The organism is Kitasatospora sp. NPDC036934, assembly GCF_055608425.1.
Genome location: NZ_JBVJQR010000038.1, coordinates 20,924 through 38,573, shown reverse-complemented (window position 1 = coordinate 38,573; position 17,650 = coordinate 20,924). Strand labels below are relative to the sequence as shown.

General features: G+C 74.1%; 17 protein-coding genes. 7 read left to right on the top strand and 10 right to left on the bottom strand.

The features are described 5' to 3' along the window. Positions 1-122 precede the first annotated feature (122 nt). The 3 genes from ACZ7BZ_RS34770 to ACZ7BZ_RS34760 all read left to right on the top strand — a co-directional run bounded on the left by ACZ7BZ_RS34770 (position 123) and on the right by ACZ7BZ_RS34760 (position 1,979). Positions 123-707 (top strand): sigma-70 family RNA polymerase sigma factor, encoded by a 585-nt coding sequence (locus tag ACZ7BZ_RS34770; RefSeq protein ID WP_470361836.1) that lies wholly within the window; start codon positions 123-125, stop codon positions 705-707. Further along, a complete protein-coding gene (locus tag ACZ7BZ_RS34765) occupies positions 704-1,447 on the top strand; it encodes an anti-sigma factor (protein ID WP_470361835.1) in 744 nt (247 codons plus the stop codon). Before ACZ7BZ_RS34770 ends, ACZ7BZ_RS34765 begins: the two co-directional genes overlap by 4 nt. A gap of 169 nt (positions 1,448-1,616) precedes the next feature. Then, the gene (locus ACZ7BZ_RS34760; protein WP_470361834.1) at positions 1,617-1,979 is read left to right on the top strand and encodes a DoxX family protein; all 363 of its coding nucleotides are present in this window, start codon (positions 1,617-1,619) and stop codon (positions 1,977-1,979) included. Positions 1,980-2,138: 159 nt separating this feature from the next. Here ACZ7BZ_RS34760 and ACZ7BZ_RS34755 read toward each other — a convergent pair whose 3' ends face one another. Both ACZ7BZ_RS34755 and ACZ7BZ_RS34750 read right to left on the bottom strand, forming a co-directional pair. After that, positions 2,139-3,104 carry an amidohydrolase family protein gene (locus ACZ7BZ_RS34755; protein ID WP_470361833.1) on the bottom strand — a complete coding sequence of 322 codons (966 nt, stop codon included), beginning with the start codon at positions 3,102-3,104 and terminating at the stop codon, positions 2,139-2,141. Beyond that, the gene (locus ACZ7BZ_RS34750) at positions 3,104-3,721 is read right to left on the bottom strand and encodes an NAD(P)-dependent oxidoreductase (RefSeq protein WP_380458098.1); all 618 of its coding nucleotides are present in this window, start codon (positions 3,719-3,721) and stop codon (positions 3,104-3,106) included. The genes ACZ7BZ_RS34755 and ACZ7BZ_RS34750 overlap by 1 nt, the downstream gene beginning before the upstream one ends. A 208-nt stretch (positions 3,722-3,929) precedes the next feature. Here ACZ7BZ_RS34750 and ACZ7BZ_RS34745 point away from each other — a divergent pair, with 208 nt between their 5' ends. The 4 genes from ACZ7BZ_RS34745 (at position 3,930) to ACZ7BZ_RS34730 (ending at position 9,308) form a co-directional block, all read left to right on the top strand. Continuing rightward, positions 3,930-4,586, top strand: a complete 657-nt coding sequence (locus tag ACZ7BZ_RS34745) for a TetR-like C-terminal domain-containing protein (protein WP_470361832.1) — start codon at positions 3,930-3,932, stop codon at positions 4,584-4,586. 553 nt (positions 4,587-5,139) lie between these two features. Next, a complete protein-coding gene (locus ACZ7BZ_RS34740; protein WP_470361831.1) occupies positions 5,140-6,342 on the top strand; it encodes a hypothetical protein in 1,203 nt (400 codons plus the stop codon). 161 nt (positions 6,343-6,503) lie between these two features. Beyond that, entirely contained in the window at positions 6,504-7,802 is a 1,299-nt protein-coding gene (locus ACZ7BZ_RS34735) for an MFS transporter (RefSeq protein WP_470361830.1), read from the top strand. A gap of 165 nt (positions 7,803-7,967) precedes the next feature. After that, a complete protein-coding gene (locus ACZ7BZ_RS34730) occupies positions 7,968-9,308 on the top strand; it encodes a hypothetical protein (protein WP_470361829.1) in 1,341 nt (446 codons plus the stop codon). A 46-nt stretch (positions 9,309-9,354) separates the two neighbouring features. Here the strand turns inward: ACZ7BZ_RS34730 and ACZ7BZ_RS34725 are convergent, their stop codons facing one another. The 8 genes from ACZ7BZ_RS34725 to ACZ7BZ_RS34690 form a co-directional block, all read right to left on the bottom strand. Further along, on the bottom strand, positions 9,355-11,013 hold the full coding sequence (locus tag ACZ7BZ_RS34725; RefSeq protein WP_470361828.1) for an FAD-dependent monooxygenase: 1,659 nt from the start codon (positions 11,011-11,013) through the stop codon (positions 9,355-9,357). Positions 11,014-11,186: 173 nt separating this feature from the next. Next, the gene (locus ACZ7BZ_RS34720; RefSeq protein ID WP_470361827.1) at positions 11,187-12,035 is read right to left on the bottom strand and encodes a phytanoyl-CoA dioxygenase family protein; all 849 of its coding nucleotides are present in this window, start codon (positions 12,033-12,035) and stop codon (positions 11,187-11,189) included. Positions 12,036-12,173: 138 nt separating this feature from the next. After that, the gene (locus ACZ7BZ_RS34715) at positions 12,174-13,118 is read right to left on the bottom strand and encodes a hypothetical protein (protein ID WP_470361826.1); all 945 of its coding nucleotides are present in this window, start codon (positions 13,116-13,118) and stop codon (positions 12,174-12,176) included. An 89-nt stretch (positions 13,119-13,207) separates the two neighbouring features. After that, positions 13,208-13,618, bottom strand: coding sequence for a peptidase inhibitor family I36 protein (locus tag ACZ7BZ_RS34710; protein WP_470361825.1), 411 nt, complete (start codon positions 13,616-13,618; stop codon positions 13,208-13,210). A 556-nt stretch (positions 13,619-14,174) separates the two neighbouring features. Then, complete coding sequence (locus ACZ7BZ_RS34705; protein WP_470361824.1) at positions 14,175-15,284, bottom strand: YncE family protein; 1,110 nt, start codon at positions 15,282-15,284, stop codon at positions 14,175-14,177. A 63-nt stretch (positions 15,285-15,347) separates the two neighbouring features. Continuing rightward, the gene (locus ACZ7BZ_RS34700) at positions 15,348-15,515 is read right to left on the bottom strand and encodes a hypothetical protein (protein WP_470361823.1); all 168 of its coding nucleotides are present in this window, start codon (positions 15,513-15,515) and stop codon (positions 15,348-15,350) included. A 212-nt stretch (positions 15,516-15,727) separates the two neighbouring features. Further along, positions 15,728-16,150 carry a hypothetical protein gene (locus ACZ7BZ_RS34695; protein WP_470361822.1) on the bottom strand — a complete coding sequence of 141 codons (423 nt, stop codon included), beginning with the start codon at positions 16,148-16,150 and terminating at the stop codon, positions 15,728-15,730. Between the two features lie 198 nt (positions 16,151-16,348). Then, positions 16,349-17,440, bottom strand: a complete 1,092-nt coding sequence (locus ACZ7BZ_RS34690) for a vWA domain-containing protein (protein ID WP_470361821.1) — start codon at positions 17,438-17,440, stop codon at positions 16,349-16,351. Positions 17,441-17,650 lie beyond the last annotated feature (210 nt).

The following is a 17,650-nucleotide window of genomic DNA, read 5'->3' as shown; positions in this document are numbered from 1 at the left end:
GTGTCAGCCAGCTTCGTCCACTTCGCTGGGGCGCCGCTCCGGTCATGGCCATGGAGGCATGTGATGTCCGCCGTCCGCCCGCTGGGCTCCCCGCCCGCCCGCCGTATCGCCGGCGTGGCGGGATGAGCGCCGTCGTCCACCTGTCCGGTCCCGGGCGGCCGGGCCCTGACTTGAAGGATCTCCTCACCCAGGTGGCCCGCGGCGACCGGGAGGCCTTCTCCCGGCTCTACGACTCCGTCGCCGCGCCGGTGCTCGGCCTGGTGCGCCGGGTCCTGCGCGACCCGGCGCAGTCCGAGGAAGTCGCGCAGGAGGTGCTGCTGGAGGTGTGGCGCACCGCCGCCCGCTACCGGGCCGATCGCGGTGAGGTGATGCCCTGGGTGCTGACCATCGCCCACCGTCGAGCGGTGGACCGCGTGCGCTCCGCTCAGGCCGCCGCCGACCGCGACCAGCGCGCGGCCGCGGCGTCCCACACTCCGGCGTTCGACGAGGTCGCCGAACAGGTGGAAGGCCGGCTCGAGCGCGAACAGGTCCGCAGGTGCATGAAGTCGCTCACCGAGCTGCAGCGCGAGGCGTTGACACTGGCCTACTACCGCGGTTACACCTACCCGCAGGTCGCCGAGGTCCTCGGCGCACCGCTGGGCACGATCAAGACCCGTATGCGCGACGCACTGATCCGTCTGCGCGACTGCCTGGGGGTGGGAGCATGAGCGCCGCCGATCTGCACACCCTGACCGGCGCGTACGCCGCGCACGCCCTCGATCCGGACGAGAGCGCCGAGTTCGAACGGCACCTGGCCAGTTGTGCGGCCTGCGCCCAGGAGGTCACGGAGTTCGCCGCGACCCTGGCACGGCTCGGCGGGACCGAGGCCGTGCTTCCGCCGCCGGCTCTCAAGGCCCGGGTGATGGCGGCGCTGCCCGCTCTGCGCCAGGACGCGCCGCGCACCGCACCCGCTCAGGGGCGCCGTAGCGGTCGGCTCGCCAAGGGCTGGGCGAAACTCGCCCTCGCGGCCTGCCTGGCACTGGCGGTCGGCGCCGGCGGTGTGGCCGTGCAGCAGCGACGGGAGGCGGAGCAGGCCCGGGCCCGTGTTGCTGCGCTCCAGCAGCAGCAGGGCCGCTTCGCCGGGCTGCTGACCGCGCCCGACGCCCGCACCGCCAGTGCGGCCGCCGTCGGCGGGGGCGGCGTGGGCACGGTGGTGTGGTCACACAGCCGCGGCCAGGCCGGGTTCCTCGCCTCCGGAATGCCCGCACCCGCCGCCGGCACGACCTACGAACTGTGGTTCAACGATGCCGGAACGATGCGCCCGGCCGGGTTGCTGCCCACGGGTGACGGCGTTCTGCTGCTCACCGGAGCTCTGGACGGCGCGAGCGGTATCGGGGTGACCGTCGAACCGGCGGGCGGCTCCGCGCACCCCACCACGGCGCCGGTCATGCTGCTGCACTTCACCTGATCCCAGCCGTTGTCCCGGCCGGGCCCCCGCCGGCCGGGACGACGCGGTTCGTACCGAGCCGTCTCCGTCATCCGCGGGGGCCGCCGGGTTGTGACGTCCCGGGAGATACCCTGCGGTAGCCCATGGCCGGGCCGCGAGCCGGCGGCCGACGACAGTCCGAGGAGAAGCCTTGTCCGCCGACCGATCCGCCCGCCTGCTCAGCGCGCTGCTGCTGGGAGCGGGAGCGGCGCACTTCGCGGCGCCCCGTTCGTTCGACGCCATCGTCCCGCGCGCCCTTCCCGGCGATCCGCGGACCTGGACGCACCTCAGCGGGCTGGCGGAGCTGGCGGTCGGCGCGGCCGTGGCCTGCCCGCGCACCCGGCGCGCCGGCGCGCTCGGTGCGGCGACGCTGTTCGCCGCGGTCTTCCCCGCCAACGTGAAGATGGCTCGCGACTGGCGCACCCGGCCCGCACCGCAGCGCGCCGCCGCCATCGCCCGCCTACCGTTGCAGGCACCGCTGATCCTGTGGGCGCTTCGAGTCGCCCAGGGGTGACCGGCTGACCGGCGCGGCGGCGGGCCGACGTCGATTCCGTGGGGTGCCCCTGCCCCCTGGGGCACGGTTCGCGGTCGCCGGAATCGCCGGGTGGCACCCGCACCCGCACCCGCACCCGCACCCGCGAGGCGATGCGCCACGACCCGCCGGCCCCGTGGGTCAGAGGCGCAGCAGGGCACGGGCGTTCGCCGAGCCGATGCGGTGCTTGACCTCCGGTGGGAGGGTGGTCCGTTCCAGGGCGGCTACTGCGGCCCCGGTCTTCTCGTAGGGGTAGTCGACGGCGAAGAGCACTGCCTCCGGGCCGAGTACGTGCACCAGGGCCTCGACCGCGGTCGGCGAGAGCACGCCGCTGGTGGTGGCCAGCACGTTGCTGCCGAAGTACTGGGACGGGCTGCGCAGCAGCGGCGTCGGGACGCTCAGCGTGGCGTACCGGGAGTCGAACCGGGACAGCTGGAACGGCAGGAACTCCCCCGCGTGGCCGAGGATCATCCGGGCCTCCGGGTGGCGGTCGAAGACCCCGGAGAGCACGATCCGCATGGCGTGCCCGCCTGTCGTCGCCTGCCAGCTCCACAGCGCGCCGTTCATCTCGGGGTGCCCGGACAGCACGTGCCAGGAGTCGGCGGGTGGCATGCCCGGGTGCAGGTAGAGCGGGACGCCGAGTTCGACCAGGGCGGTCCAGAGGGCGTCGAAGGCGGGGTCGTCGAGGTACCTGCCCTGGACGTGGTCGTTGACCAGGGCGCCCTTGAAGCCGAGTTCCCCGACCGCGCGCCGGAGTTCGGCGACCGCGGCGGCTGGGTCCTGCAGCGGGAGGGCCGCGAAGGCGGCGAACCGGTCGGGGTGCGCCGCGACGATCGCGGCCGAGGAGTCGTTGACGTAGCGGGCGTTGGCCACCGCGCGCGCCGGGTCCGGGTCCGCCTCGATGCCGGGGACGGTCAGCGACAGGACCTGCACGGCGATGCCGTTGGCGTCCATGTCGGGCAGCCGCAGTTCGGTGACGTCGGGCAGCCGCCGGGTCACGTCGGCGACGAAGGCGGGGTCCATGCCGTCCGGCACCGGGAACGGGGGGCGGCGCTCGGCGAGGCCCGGGATCGCGATGGCCTCCTCGATCGCGATGTAGCCCGCCATCACGCGCCCGCCGTCGGGACGAGGATGCCGGCTCCGGCGGTGGGCAGCTCGGCCTCGTCCAGCATGAGCGCGGCGACGGTGGCGCGGGAGGCGTGCGGCGGCAGCAGCGGCTTGGGGTACTGCGCCAGGGGAACGTTGCGGCGGGTCGCGCTGAGCTCGCCGACCCACAGGTCGGGCGCGTGGAAGACGGTGGCGCCGCCGGCCAGCACGATCGTGTCGGCCTCGCCCTTCTCCGCCAGCTCCTTGCCGACGAACATCCTCATCACTCCTTGGTAGATCCCGCCGCCGGCACCGGTCGAGGCGCCCGAGCCGAGCGCCCCGAGCCAGAGCGTGCGGACCGGCAGGCCCGCCAGCAGCCGGGCGCCGGCGAGCAGGGTGCCCGGGCCGTCGCCCTTGCTGATGCCGAGCGCGGAGACGAGCACGTCCACGTCGCCGAGCTCCGGGAACTCCTGCGGCCTGGTCACGTCCGCCCGCCGGACCTCGACCCCGCCGCGCGCGGGCGGGTCGTACTGCTGCGGACTGCGGACGAGGGCGACGACCTGGTGGCCCCGGTCGAGTGCTTGTTCCACCACCAGGCGGCCGACCCGCCCGGTCGCGCCGAGGACTGCGATGCGCATGACGACTCCGTAACTGAACAGGTGTTGGTTACTTGAGTGAACAGGTGTTGGTTAAGGGTTGTCAAGGCCGGCCCGGGCGCTCCACGGCACTGCGCCGCGCTCGACCGCGGTCCGCCGCGCCGGAGCGGGGCGGCCGCGCCGGACCGGGACGGCCGCGCGACGCCGAAAGGTAAAGTGATCTTCCGTCGCCGACAGGGAGGATCCGGGAATGGGCGGTGAGGAGGCCCCGCGCCGCCGACGCAACCCCCGCGGGCAGGGGCAGGTGCTCAGGGCCGAGCTCGTCGCGGCCGCCGCCCACCTGCTGGCCACCCTCGACCAGCCGGAGACGCTGACCCTGCGGCAGGTCGCCCGCGAGGTCGGGGTCGCGCCCGCCAGCATCTACAGCCACTTCCCCGACCTCGGCTCGCTGGTCCAGCACGTGCTGCGCCTGCGCTACGCCGAACTCGCCCGCCTGATGGACGAGGCCGCGGCACCGGCCGCCGACCCCCTCGACGACCTGGCCGGCCGCTGCGCCGCCTACGTGCGCTGGGGTGTCGAGCACCCCGGCGAGTACCGCACGCTCTTCGGTGGCCGGATGCCCGCCGACCCCGCCCTCCTCCAGGACCACGGCGCCGGCGAGGCCCTGCTGGGCTCCGTCATCGCCTCCCTCGCCGCCGTCCGGCAGCACGGCGGCCAGCGGTCCGCCCCCGCCCGGCAGTGGCAGGACGGGTTGCTGCTCTGGACGGCACTGCACGGCCTGGTCGTGCTCTACAACGACCACGGCGAGCTGCCCTGGCCGCCGCTCGACGCGCTGATCGCCGACGTGCTCGGCCTCCACGCCGGCCGTCCCGCCGAGGAGGTCGCGGCCCGCCTCGCGGCGCAGTGAGCCCCGGCCCCGCCCTCCAAGCCGGAGAAGCCGCCTGTAGCGGCAGACAGACCACCCCGGCCGAGCGAGAGCACCGAGGAGGTGACGGCCGCGAACGTCGTCAGGGCCATGACGAGGAACTGCACTTCACGGCAGCTGCGTACTTCTGCGTGCGGGGCGGAGGCGGGGCGGTCGGGTGGGTGCGATTGCCGCGTGTGTTCGGCAGGCTCACCCGTTCCGGCGAACCGCGCGTTGCGTGCGTCGAGTCGCTGGCGGGTGGCTGGATACTCCAGGATCACGTGCGGGTCCGCCGAGGGCGTTCCAGGGCTGCCGCACGCCTCCCGTTCCCGGAAGGACTTCGACCATGCACCCGGTTCCCGGCCCCGGTGGCCCCGGCAGCGAGCGGGCTTCCGCTGCCAGGGCGACCAGCACGACCACCGTCCTGCCGTCCCACCCCATCGCTCCCCCTTCGGAGGAGGAGGTGGCCGACGGGCCCGGGTACACGTGGGCCGGGCTGGACGAGGACTTCACCCGGGCGGTCGCCGCGATCGCGCGCAAGGCCGAGGGACGGGAGGTGGCCGAGTCCCAGGTCTTCGAGATCGTCCGGGCGCAGCCGCAGGCGCAGGGGCTGCCGTTGCGGGTGCGCCCGCACCTGCGGGGCGAGTTGGACGCGTTCGTCGCCTCGTACCACCGGGTGATCGAGACGGTCGTGGCTGCCTGGGAGCACGATCGTGGACTGCGTGAGGTGTTGACGCTCCCCCGGGTGCTGGGTGAGCTGGTGGCCGGTGCCCGCGACACCCGGGTGCATCTGCTGCGGATCGATCTGCTGCCGCAACCCGATGGCACGTTGCGGGTGTTGGAGACCAATGCCAACTGTCCTGGAGGGCTGCCGGGGGCGGGGCGGGGCCGTTCGGCCTGGCGGCCGCTGCTGGCCGGGCACGGTATCGGTCTTCCGGCTCCGCTGCCGGCCGATGACGCGCTCTGGCCGGGGAGTTGGCTGCTGCACCTGGCGGAGCAGCAGACCGGTGGTCGTCCGGAGGTCGTCGCGCTGTTCTGCCCGGACGGCAAGTACCGGGCCGATACGCGTGACTACGACACCGCTCTGACGGCCTTGGGGGTGCGTGTTCTGCACGCGGATCCGCGCGAGGTCTCGGTCGACGGGCGTCATGGTGTCACCGTGCGTGGGGAGCGGGTGCGGCACGGGTTCGCGAAGGTCGGCATCCAGGATCTGCTGCGGATGGGCGATGATGCGGCGCCGTACCTGGAGGCCGTGCGCGAGGGCGGGTTGTTCGTGCAGAACGGGTTGCGCGGGCGTTTGATCGGCGACAACAAGCTGTGTCTGGCCGTGCTGTCGGACCCGCGTTTCGCCCACCTCTTCGACGCGGCGGACTACCGTCGGGTGCGGCCGGCGATCCCGTGGTCGCGCAACCTCGCGCGCTGTGACGGCGCGACGCTGCGCGCCGTGGTCCGCGACCGTGAGCGGTACGTCCTGAAGCGGCCGTTGGACACGCGCGGCCACGGGGTGGTGATCGGCAGGGAGGTGGCCGACGGGCCTGCCTGGGAGGCGGCCGTGGAGCTGGCGGCGGTCGAGGGGTGGCTGGTGCAGGAGTACGTGACCAGTCCTCATCTGCGCGGTGTGGTGGCCGGCCCGGCGCCCCGGCACGACGTGGCGCTCGGTGCGGTGGACGGGCGGCTGGTCTCCGCCTTCGCCCGGGCCAGTCACGGGGAGCGCCACAATGTCGCGGGCTCCGGGCGGCCGCACCCGTTGTACCTGTGAGGCGGCCGGGCCGGCGCCCCGCCCGTCCGTCGCCCGGGTAGGGCCTGGCGGCGGCCTTCGCCCGTACGGCCGTACCCGGCCGCCCGCTCCGGGTCGGCGGCGTCCTCTCCCGTCGTGCCGTTGTTACTGTCCGAACTTCGGGGAACGCGGAACAAGGGAGGGTGGAGTTGGCGAGCGTCTGCTCCGATCCCGGCCTGGCGGCCCCGGCCGCCGGGCCGGTCAGCGTGTGGCGGCAGCGCAACTTCCGGGTGCTGTGGTCGGCGCACACCGTCAGTGAGTTCGGGACCCAGGTGACGTTCTTCGTCATCCCGGTGTTCGCGCTGACGACCCTGTCGGTGTCGACCGGTCAGCTCGGCGTCATCTCGGCGTTGGAGACGCTGCCGTTCCTGTTGGTCGGGCTGCCGGCGGGTGCGTTGCTCGACCGGTGGGACCGCAGGCGTGTGATGGTCGTGGCGGACGTCGGGCGGGCCGTGGCGATCGCCCTGCTGCCCGTCGGGTATCTCGCCGGGCTGTTGAGCGTGCCGCTGCTCGGTGGGGTCGGGTTCGCGGTGGGGCTGTTCACGGTGTTCTTCGACATCGCCGACCAGGCGTTCCTGCCGACCGTCGTGGCACGGGAGCAGACTCCGGAGGGCAACAGCCGTCTGGAGTTCTCCCGGTCGGCGGCGGAACTGGCGGGCCCCAGTATCGGCGGGCTGTTGCTGCAGACGGTCGTGGCGCCGCTGGTCCTCGTGCTGAACTCGGTGAGCTATCTGGTGTCCGCGGTGCTGCTCGGACTCATCCGGACGCCCCGGGCGCGGGCGGCGCAGCACGGGGCCGGGGTCGGGATGGGGGCGCGGATCGCGGAGGGGCTGCGGTTCGTCTTCCGTCACCGGACCCTGCGGTCCCTGGTCCTGGCGACGGGTGTCAGCAACCTGGTCGGGCTGGGTGGCGCGCTGGGGGCCGTGCTGACCGCGTACGCGTTGCGTGAGCTGGGGTTGTCGCCGGGCGGGCTGGGGCTGGCGTTGACCGTGGGGAACGGTGGTGCGCTGCTGGGTGCCGCGCTCAGCAACCGGGTGATCAGGCTGGTGGGGCTGGGCCCGGTCCTGATCGCGGCCAAGTCCATGTCGGGGATCGCGGTGATCGTCCTGGCGACGGCGGCCCCGGCTCGCGCCGTTCCCACGCTGGTCGTCGCCACCGGCATCATGGCCTGTGGCATCACGGTCTACAACATCGGTCAGGTGAGTTTGCGGCAGACCATCACGCCCACCGGGATGCAGGGCCGGATGAACGCCTCGATCCGGTTCGCCGTCTGGGGTGCGCGGCCGGTCGGGGCGCTGGCCGGCGGCTTCCTCGGGTCCGTTCTCGGGACCCGTCCTACGCTGTGGGTGATCGCGGGCATCGGGCTCCTGTCCTGTCTGCCGCTGATCGTGGCCGACGACGTCCGCAGGCTGCGGGTCTTTCCGGCCCAGGCGCTCGACTGACGGGCGGGGCGTCGGTCATTCCGGCGAGGTCGACCTGCCGGGGGCGTCCCGGCGGGTCGTCGCGGTCGCGGTGGGCCGGGCCGCCGGTGGAAACCGGGTTGCCCGGACGGCGGGCGGTCGAGGATCATCCTGAGGTCCTGACACCCCCCCGACCCCCGGAGACACATGGCCACCGAACTGTCCGAAGCCTGGGAGCTCTTCGAGTCCGGCGACTCGCAGGGAGCGATGCGGATGCTGCGCTCCGCCGCCGGCCGGCTCCCGCCCGCCGAAATCGCGCCGCTGGTGGCCGAGTTGGCCAAGGGTGCCGGTTTCGATGACCTGGCAGAGGCTTCGACAGCGCTGGCGGCCTGGCCCGGGGAGGCCGGCCGGCTCTACACCTACGGCTACGCCTGCGTCGAGCGCGGCATCGACGCGGTGGCCGTTCCCGCGCTGCGGGAGGCGCTGCGGCTGGTCGTCCAGACGCCGGCCGCCGCCACGGCGCGCACCGGACTGTTCCGCCGCAAGCCCAAGCCGCAGGCCGTCCAACAGCCCGGCCTGCGCAAGGTGCTGCTGGAGCTGGTGTCGGCCCTGGAGGGCTGCGAGCGGCACGCCGAGGCACTGGCGGTGCTGCGTGAGCACGACGCCCGGCTCGGCGACTGGCCGGACCGGTACCTGACGGTCTACAACGCGCTGATGAGCGGCCAGATCCCGCTGGCCCGGCAGGTGTACGGGGCGCTGTCGGCTCCCGAGGGGGTCTGGGTGGGCCCCGGGCAGCGGGTCGGGCGGATGCTGGAGCGGGCCGCAGCCCTGCCGCCGGCCGACGACCGGGACCTGCGCGGCTGGCACCACGTGCTCACCGGCGGCCTGCTCACCACCCTCTCCCCGCACGGGTTCGACCAGGGCATGACCGGCCGCTGGGCCTACCTGCAGGACGACTTCGGGCACTGCCGCCACGGCCTGGAGCGGCTGCGCGCCGTGCTGGCCGCCACCGGCCGCCGGCCCGACTCGGTCGCCCTGCTGGCCGACCGGGGCAGCCGGGCGCTCGGACTGGCGGCGGCACGGCTGCTCGACGTGCCGGCGGCGCCGTACCAGCCGGGTACGGCGGGTGTGCTGGTGGTCGCGTACGACCTGAACGAGTGCGATCCCGCCGTGGTGGCGCAGCTGCGTGAGCGGGCGCGGGGCGAGCTGCTCTTCGAGCACGCCACCTGCTGGACCGACCCGCCCGCCGTGACGGCGGACGTCTCCACGCTGCTGGGGCAGATCGTGAACGCCCCATGGGAGCCCGGGCTTCGGTTCGGCGAGGACGGCGAGCCGCAGGAGGACGAGCCCGACCGGCGCTCGGCCGAGGAACTCGCCGACGCGATCCTGGCCGCCGACCCGGCCGCTCCGGAGGGCGACGGCCGGACCCCGCCCGACCCGGACGACGCCCTCACGGCCTTCGCCGTCCGCGCGGCCGGCTGGCCCGCCGAGGGCCCTCGGGACGGCGTCCGCTCCGCCGGGCCGGTGCGGAGCTCGCGCTTCGCGTGACGGTGCGACCGGGCTGGGCTGTCCGGTCCCCGGCGGTCGCCTCCGCTCAGGCGAAGGTGCGCCGCAGGTGGGCGGCGAGCCGTTGCGGATCGGCCGGGTGGAACCGGCCGGAGAGGTAGCCGTCGGGGCGGATGAGGATGGCCTCGCCGTCGCGCGGGGCGTAGGCGCGCGCGAAGTCGCCGGCGTGGTCCCGGACCCGGGGCGGGCGCGGTCCCGGTGGGCGGGCGTCGTCGGGGACGTCGGCGGCGAGCAGCAGGTAGGCGTCGAGGAGGCCGTGGGCGGCGCGGTCGGCCGCCGTGGCGCAGTCCTGGAGCCGTTGGGCCCCGGGGCCGTCGGCGTGGTCGGGCCCGGCGTAGAGCAGGAGCGTGTGGCGGGGGCTGCGGAGCAGGTCGAAGAGCCGCTGGGGGTACCGGGCGAGGTCGCGGACCAGGCCCCGGCAGTCCGGCGCCCGCTCCCCCGGGGCCGGGCCGGGGGCTGCCGGGCTCCGGGGTGTCCGCGGGTCGGTCGGCGGGCCGGTCAGCGGGCCGGCCGGGTAGCCCACGAGCAGTTGGGCCTCCCGCAGGAGGAGGGTGTCCGTGCTGTCGTCCTCGTATCCGGCGCGGGCGTGGCGGACGGTGCGGCCGACGACCTCCTCGCCCACCGGGTGGCGTTCGGCGTGGTAGCTGTCCAGCAGGTCGGCGGCGGCGAGGCCGCGGACCGTCAGGGCCAGCTTCCAGGCGAGGTTGTAGGCGTCCTGGATCCCGGTGTTCATGCCCTGCGCGCCGGTGGGCGGGTGGATGTGCGCGGCGTCCCCGGCGACGAACAGGCGGCCGTTGCGGTACCGGTCCACCAGCCGGTGGCCGATCCGGAAGACGGACGACCAGCGCAGGGCGGAGGCGGTCACGGGCTCCGGGGACAGGCGGTCGAGCACGGCCTGGATCTGCGCCAGGTCCGGTCCGCGCCCGCCCGTCAGCCCGTGCGCCACCGCGTCCGCGGAGTGCGCGCCGGCGTCCTGGCCGGGGAGTGTCTCCGGCACCAGCATGGACATCCGGTAGCGGCGCTCCCCCGGCAGCGGGATGCACACGAGCAGGTCGTCCACCGCGCCGCTTCCGTCCAGGTGGGTCGAGCGCACGGCGTAGCCGGGCGGCAGCCCCCAGTCGACCTCGACGTCCCCGAGCATGTACTGCTCGGGGAAGGCATCGCCCTCGAAGGTGCACCCGGCGGCCTTGCGGACCAGGCTGTGCGCGCCGTCGCAGCCCACCAGGTACCGGGCGTGCACCTGCTCGGCCCCGCCCCGGCCCGTGAGCGTGGCCTCGACCGAGTCCGGGTGCTGCTCCACCTTCTCGAGCCTGGTCCCGCGCTCCACCACCGAGCCGAAGCGCGCCAGGTGCTCGGTGAGCAGGCGCTCGGTGGTGTACTGCGGGAGCGCGGCGAAGCCGTACGGGATGTCGGCCGGCAGCCGCATCTCGAGCCGCGACACGGGCCTGCCGTCGGCGAACACCAACTGGCCGTACAGCGGCCCGGCTTCGTCCAGCGCCTCGCGGACCAGGCCCATGGCGTCCCAGACCTCCAGCGTGCGCGGCTGGACGCCGACGGCCTTGGCGTACCGCAACGGTGCGGGCAGCGCGTCGACGATCCGGCACTGGACGCCGTGGCGTCGCAGTTCGGCCGCCGCGGTCAGGCCCACCGGGCCCGCCCCCACCACGAGAACGTCGACAGTTGCCATGATCGGGCTCCTGCTCCTCATCGCCCGGTGCGCGGGGCTCGGACGGCCCCGGTGTCCGCGGCCTTCGGCCCCGGGCGCACGGCGACACCGGCCGGCCGCCGGAGCGGCTTCACCTCGATTTTCGCTTCCCCGCGTGGGGGCCGCCAACAGGGCGCCTGCCCGCCGCCGTGCGGTCAGGGGGCCTGGTCGCCCGGCATCAGGTCCGTCCCGGTGCTGTGGCCAGTTCCGGGGCCGTCGCCGTCCGGGCCGGGGGTGGGGTGTCCCAGGCCACGGCGGATCGCGATCTCCACGGGTGAGTACGCGCCGTCGGCCCGCTCCAGCTCGTACGGGGCGGCCGGCATCAGCGGCGGCTGGGCCAGGAAGCGCGGGCGCGTGCCGTGGTGCGGCTGCGCGGCGTGCACCAGGAACGGGTGGCACAGGAAGACGTCGCCCGGGGAGCCGGTGGCGAGGGCGATCGGCCGGTGGTCGGAGGCCGCCACCAGGTCGGGCGCCAGGGCCAGCCCGCTCGCCCCGTCCGGCCCGTACTTCTCCAGCACCTTCGGCACGTCCAGGTGGGAGCCGACCCGGATCCGGGTCGGGGCGTCCTGCTCGCCGACCTCGCTGAACAGGAACAGCATCAGCAGGGCCCGGCCCCGGGAGTACAGGTTCGTGAAGTACCAGCTCTCGCCCGCAGGCAGGTAGCTCCCCTCGATGTGCCAGCCCGCGTCGTCCGGCTCCTGCTCGTGCGGGAAGCGCAGCGGGAAGGTACCCAACGAGTAGCGCGGCTCCCAGCGCCCCTCGCCGGCCAGGAGGTCGTACGCGTGGTGCAGGGCCGGGGAGTTGGGGGCGGCGGCGAACGGGCCCTGGGCCATGCCGGCGACCCAGTGCACGGGCTGCGTCCAGGTCGACGGGTCGTCGGGGTCGCAGCCCGTCTCCTGCCACAGCAGCCGCGCGCAGTCCGCGGCCACGCGCGGTGCGACGGCGCCCTCCAGCTTCACGAAGCCGTCGCGCAGGAACCGGGATACCAGGGTCGTGTCGTCCATGCCTCCATTGTGCGGCGTTGGCGGTGGCGGGCACCCGACAGTGCCCGCACCGGTTCTGTCGGGCGGTCACCGGGGGGCGGGCGGCGGCGGCGCGCCGGCCGGGGCGTTCGGTTCAGGGCCGGGTGTCAGTGCTGGGTGTCAGTGCTGGGTGTCGGTGACGGAGGCGGCGACGGCGAGCATGGCCTCGTTGTCGTGCTTGATGCGGGTGAGTTCCGGCAGTTTCTGTTGGATGGCCTGGGCTTCGTAGGCGGATTCGACGGTGAACCAGATGCCGACGAGGTTGGTGGTGGCTTTGCAGGTGACGTCCGCGGTGGCGGTGGCGAGTTCCTCGGGGGTGGGGGTGGGGGTGGTCTTCCAGCGGGGGTCCTTGCCGGCGTCGGTGGGGGCGGCGTAGTCGAAGCCCTTGGCCTTCATGCAGGCGGACCAGGTGCGGAAGGCGTCCTGGACCCGGGGGTCGGTGGTGGACTGCTGGTAGGCGCCGAAGTTGATGCCGACCACGAGGTCCGGGTCGCGGCCGGTGCCGCCGTGGGCGGTGAGCCGGGCGTGGGCCTGGCCGAGGCAGCCGCCGGGTGGGATGGGGTGGCCCTGGTAACTGCCGGGAGTGGCGGATGCGCTGGGGCTGCCGGGGGTGCCGGCGCCGAGCACGGCGGCCTCGTCGGGGCTGATGCCGGGTTCGGGGGGTTTGGTGCCGATGGTGGGGTCGGCTGGGTGGTAGCCGTGGACGGCGGCGACCTGGGGGTCGACGGGGTCGTAGCGATGCGCGGTCTGGCCCGCGGGTACGCCGCTGTCGGTGGCGGGTGGGCGTTCGTAGGGCAGGCCGAAGCCCCGCATGCACTGGCTGACGAGGATGTCCTCGGCGGCGGAGAGGCGGCGGTACTGGGCGCCGTTGAGCAGGTAGGCCTCGATGGGCAGGGCCTTGTCGGCGACCTGGGTGAGGGCCGGTGGCGGGGTGATGGACGGTGGCGCCATGGCGGGTGCGGCGTGCGGGGCCGCTGTGGCGGCGCAGCCGGTGGTGAGGGCCGCGAGTGCGGTCAGGCCTGCGATGAGCAGGGTCGTCGGGGTGGTGCGCACGGTCGGGGGCATCTCGCGGGGTCCTTGGCGATCGGGGTCCTTGGCGATCGGGTGCCGCGCCGCCCCGGGCGGGGGGCGGCGCGGCGTGGTACGAGGAGGAGTTAGACGTACCAGCCCTGCGAGTGGTTGTTGTTGCGCATGTCGACCCAGCCGCCGTTCCACGGGACGGGGCCCAGGTTGGCCCACTGGCTCTTGGGGATGTACTGGTTGGGGCCGGAGAGGTCGGGGCCGTAGTAGACGCGCAGGTTCCACCAGTTGCTGAGGTTCTGCACCGAGGCGGCGTTGTTCATGATGGCCTGGCCGTCGCCGGCGCCGCCGCCGCCGAAGTAGGCGCCGTCGTAGTTGCCGGTCTCGCTCTTGCCGAAGAACGCGCCGGTCAGGTTGGGGCTGTAGTAGAGACAGGCGTCTCCGGCGACGCAGCCCCCGCTGCTGGCCAGGGCCGGGGTGGTGCCGATGAGGATGCCGCCGATGGTGGCTGCGGCCAGGAGTGCGGCCGCCTTCTTGACGAGCATGTGTGGCCTCCGTTTGTGACATGGGATGGCAGTGGGGCGCGCGGCCGCTCCGGTGGGCGGGGTGCGCGGGTTCCCTGCCGGCGGCGGACGCCGGTTGGCGTCGCCGCCTGTCCTGGACGCTGGCACCCGGCCGGGGATCCCGCCATGGCGGGGTGGGGGATCTGGGATATCCCATGCTGTCCCCGCTGGCCCCGGTGCCCCCCCAGGCTTGGGTGCGAATGCTCGTCCCCGCGTCCCTGGTGGCGCGTGTCCGCGGATGGTTCGTGGGAGTCCGCTGTCCGGCGCCGTGGCGTCAAGTTCCGCACAAAGGACCGAAGCTGACGAATCGTCCACTGAGTGCCCGTCAGAGGTCAGGCGCGGGGTCGCGCGCATCCGAAGGGGGACGACGCCGAGGGAGGCGCCCCGGACGGGGCGCAGCGGGGGGTGGCCGGGTTGGTGTTCGGGGCGCCATCGGGCGGTGACGACCGGGCGGGGTGGTGGCGGTCACGCTCGGCAGCGGTGGGAAGGCGCGGGCCCCCGTCCGCGCGGGGGCGGGCGGGGGCCGGGGCGCGAGCGGTCAGTGGGCGACGATCTGCAGGTCGGCGTCCTGTCCGACGGTGCCGCCGACGTAGAAGGTGTGGCCGTCGGGGCCCAGGGCCAGGCCGGTGAGGCTGTCCTCGTCGAGGTCGCCGGCGCCGTCGGCGGGGACGGGGGCACCGGTGGCGGTGTCGAGGGCGAGCACCGAGGCGGTGGTGGTGCCGTAGTTGCTGTCGGCGAGGTAGAGCCGGGTGCCGTCGGCGCTGACCTGCGGGTCCTCCAGGACGTCGCCGCTGCCGGCGGGGTGGAAGGTGCTGGTCACGGTGTCGGTGGCCGGGTCGATGAGGGTGCTCGCGCCGGTGCCGAGTTCGGCGAGGCCGAACAGGCGCCGGCCGTCGGGGGTGAACGCCAGGTTGTAGTCCAGGGCGGTGGCGGTGCCCTGGACGGTGGCGGCCACGCTGGGTGCGGTGGCGGCGGCGCTCACGTGCACCACGCCCTGGCTGGTGCCGGCGTACACGTCGGCGGTGCCCGGGCGGGGCGCGGGGGCGCCGATGTAGGGGGCGGGAAGCTGGACCGAAGCGGTGAACGCCTGTTGGGCGGTGGCGAAGGCCAGGATCCGGCTCTGGCCGTTCTGCCGGTAGGCGGTGGGCCCGTTCTGGGAGACGTAGAGGGTGGATCCGTCGGAGCCGAGGGCCAGTCCGGAGGTCGAGCCCGTGCCCCAGCCGGCCGGGCGGGGCTGGTCGGGCAGGGGGACGGTGGCGAGCAGGGTCAGCGTGGCGGTGTCCACGATGCTGAGGCGCTGGCCGTCGAGCACGTACAGGCGGGTGCCGTCCGCGCTGAGCGCCGGGTGGGCGCTCCACTGGAGGGGGCCGAGGGCCAGCCGTGCGGTGATGGCGCCGGACCGGGTGTCGACGGCCTTCACGGTGGAGGTGTTGTCGGCCTCGGTCACCGCGACGTAGGCCGTGGCGCCGTCGGGGCTGACCACGGGTGCGGCGCCCCGGGCGCCGACGGTGACGGTCGCCTCGTTGCCGGACAGCGGGGCGTCGGCGTGGGCGGTGGCGCCGGTCAGGGCGAGCAGGGCCGCGGTGGCGGTGGCGGTGAGTGCCGCGGCGGTGCGGCGGGTGGTCGTACGGACGGCCTGGCGGGACATCGGTTTCCCCCTCGTGGAGCGCGTGGAGCGCGTGGTGTGGTGGCGCGGCGCGGGCCGGGCCCGTCAGTGCCGGCTGATCTGCAGGCCGGCGGTGGCGGCGTCGTCGGTGCCGGCGGCGTGGCGGGTGTCGGCGGCGCTGATCCGCGGGTCGGACGGGGCGGCGCGGCCGGGGGTGCGGCCGAGGTGGGCGGCGGCGGCCCGACGCGTCGCCCCCGAACGAATGCCCGACATCAACTCCCCCTTCCGCACCGCGTGTTGCGGTGCCGGGGGCAGGCTAGCCGATGCGCGTGACCGTCCGGCCGGCGTTCGGGCGACCGTACGGTGGCCACCGGGCGCTGCGTACCGGGACGGTCCGTCGAGGGGCCGGCGGTTGCCGGGGGTGGTCGTGCGGCAGCCCGTCACCGTCGGGGACGGGACGGGCTGCCGGGGCGTGGGCGTGGGCGTCAGCGCACGGTGACGGTGAAGACGGGCGAGGCGGTGTTGCCGCTGACGATGCGCAGCTCGTTCAGGCCCTTGATGCCGAGCTTGACGCCGAGGGAGTAGGTGCCGGTGCGGGTGGTGTGCACGGAGGCGGGCAGGGTGACCCACGTGCCGTGCTGCTTCTGCTGGAGGGTCACCGTGCTGCCGGCCTTGAGGCCGGTGGTGGTGCCGGTGACCCGGAACAGCTGCCAGGCCCCGACGGAGCCGACCGAGGACTTGGCGGTGATGGAGGCGGCGGCGGGCGCGGCGGCGGCCACCGGCGCGGCGGCCGGGGTGGCCGGGGTGGCCGGGGCGGCCGCCATGGCGGTGCCGGCCGTTCCGATGAGCAGCGCGCTGAGGGTGGCGACGGCGGCCAGGCGCAGGGAGTTCCGCTTGGAGACGATCACGGGTGCACCCCTTTCAGGGGGAGGTGGTCGTTTCGCCCGACGGCACGGTCGGTGCCGTTCGGGTGCTGTCTTTCCTGAGGACGACCCACCGGGTGCCACTGGTTGTGTGCGGAACGTCACTGTTGCGTAACGGTCATAGGGATCCCGGGAGTTGACGGGAGTTCAGCAGTCGGCCGTCGCGGCGGGGCCGGCGCCCGGTCAGAGCATGACCAGCAGCTTGGTGCCGGGGACGAGCTTGCGGTTGACGGAGGTGGACTGGACGAAGACGGTGTAGGCCGGGTTCTCGCCGGGCTTGACGGTGGCCTCGGTCGTGGGCAGGCCGAGGAGTCGGCGGGCGGCGGGGCCGGAGAAGACCCGGCCGGTCATCCGGCCGGTGGCCGGGTCCTTCTCGGCGACGGCGAGTTGCTTGCTGCCCTGGATCTTCTCGCGCTTGGAGAGCTCGTAGAAGGCGCAGCCGGTCTTGTAGGGGTGGCCGGCGCTGGTGACGAAGTCGCGGATGGGGCTCTGCTCGTCGACCGGGACGAGGATGTACTTGCCGGTGTCCAGGGCGTCCAACGTGGCGTTGACGTCCGCGGTGTTGAGGTCCTGGCCCATGGCGAAGAGGTTCTTGGTGCCGCGGACGCCCTGTTCGCGGCCGCGCAGGAAGCTGGTGGCGGCGGACTTGACGGTGCCGATGGCCTCCTCGACGCCCTGGCTGGAGTCGGCGTCCCAGATCGCGATGTTGCCGGCCGGGAAGCCGTACTCCTGGGCGGTGCGCTTGGCCAGGGAGTTGGGGACCAGGATCGCCGAGGTCCAGTGCTCGGGGAGCTCGTCCATGGCGCCGTGGATGCGCTCGATCCAGCTGCGCAGGACGGCGGTTCCCTTGCCGCCGCCCATGCGGGTGTGCATCCGGCCGTTCTGGGAGCAGCCGGAGGCGTTCTCCTCGCCGTCGGTGACGACGACCTGGAGGAAGGAGTGCTCGCCGTAGCCCTCCCAGATGTTCTTGAGGTCGTCGACGGACTTCACGGCGGCCTCGATCAGGGCGGTGGCGCCGTTGTCGACCTGGTAGAGGCCGCGCAGGGAGGGCAGGTGCTTGACGTCCATGTCCCAGACGAGGTTCTGCACCTCGTGGTCGAAGGCGTAGAGGCTGATGCGGGTCTCGTGGCCGAGGCGGTCGGATTCCTCCTGCAGGCCCTTCACGAATTCGTCGACGACGCGGATGAGCTGGGCCTGGTGCGGACGCATCGAACCGGACTTGTCGACCACCAGCGAGACGTGGTTGACCTTGTGCTTGATCCTGTTCACGGACATGGCTCTCCCCTGGTTCCGGCGTCTTTTCGCGGTGTTGACACGCTGATTTCGCGATGCTTTTCGCGGTGCGTTGATCGGGGCCTTTCGGCGTTCCCTTCAGCGTGGTTTCCACTCTAGGGGCGGGCACTGACAATCCGTCGGGGTCGGGAATCCGGTCGACGCGGTGGGGGCGGGCGGTGGCCGGGCCCCGGTGTGAACGGGTCCGGCCGG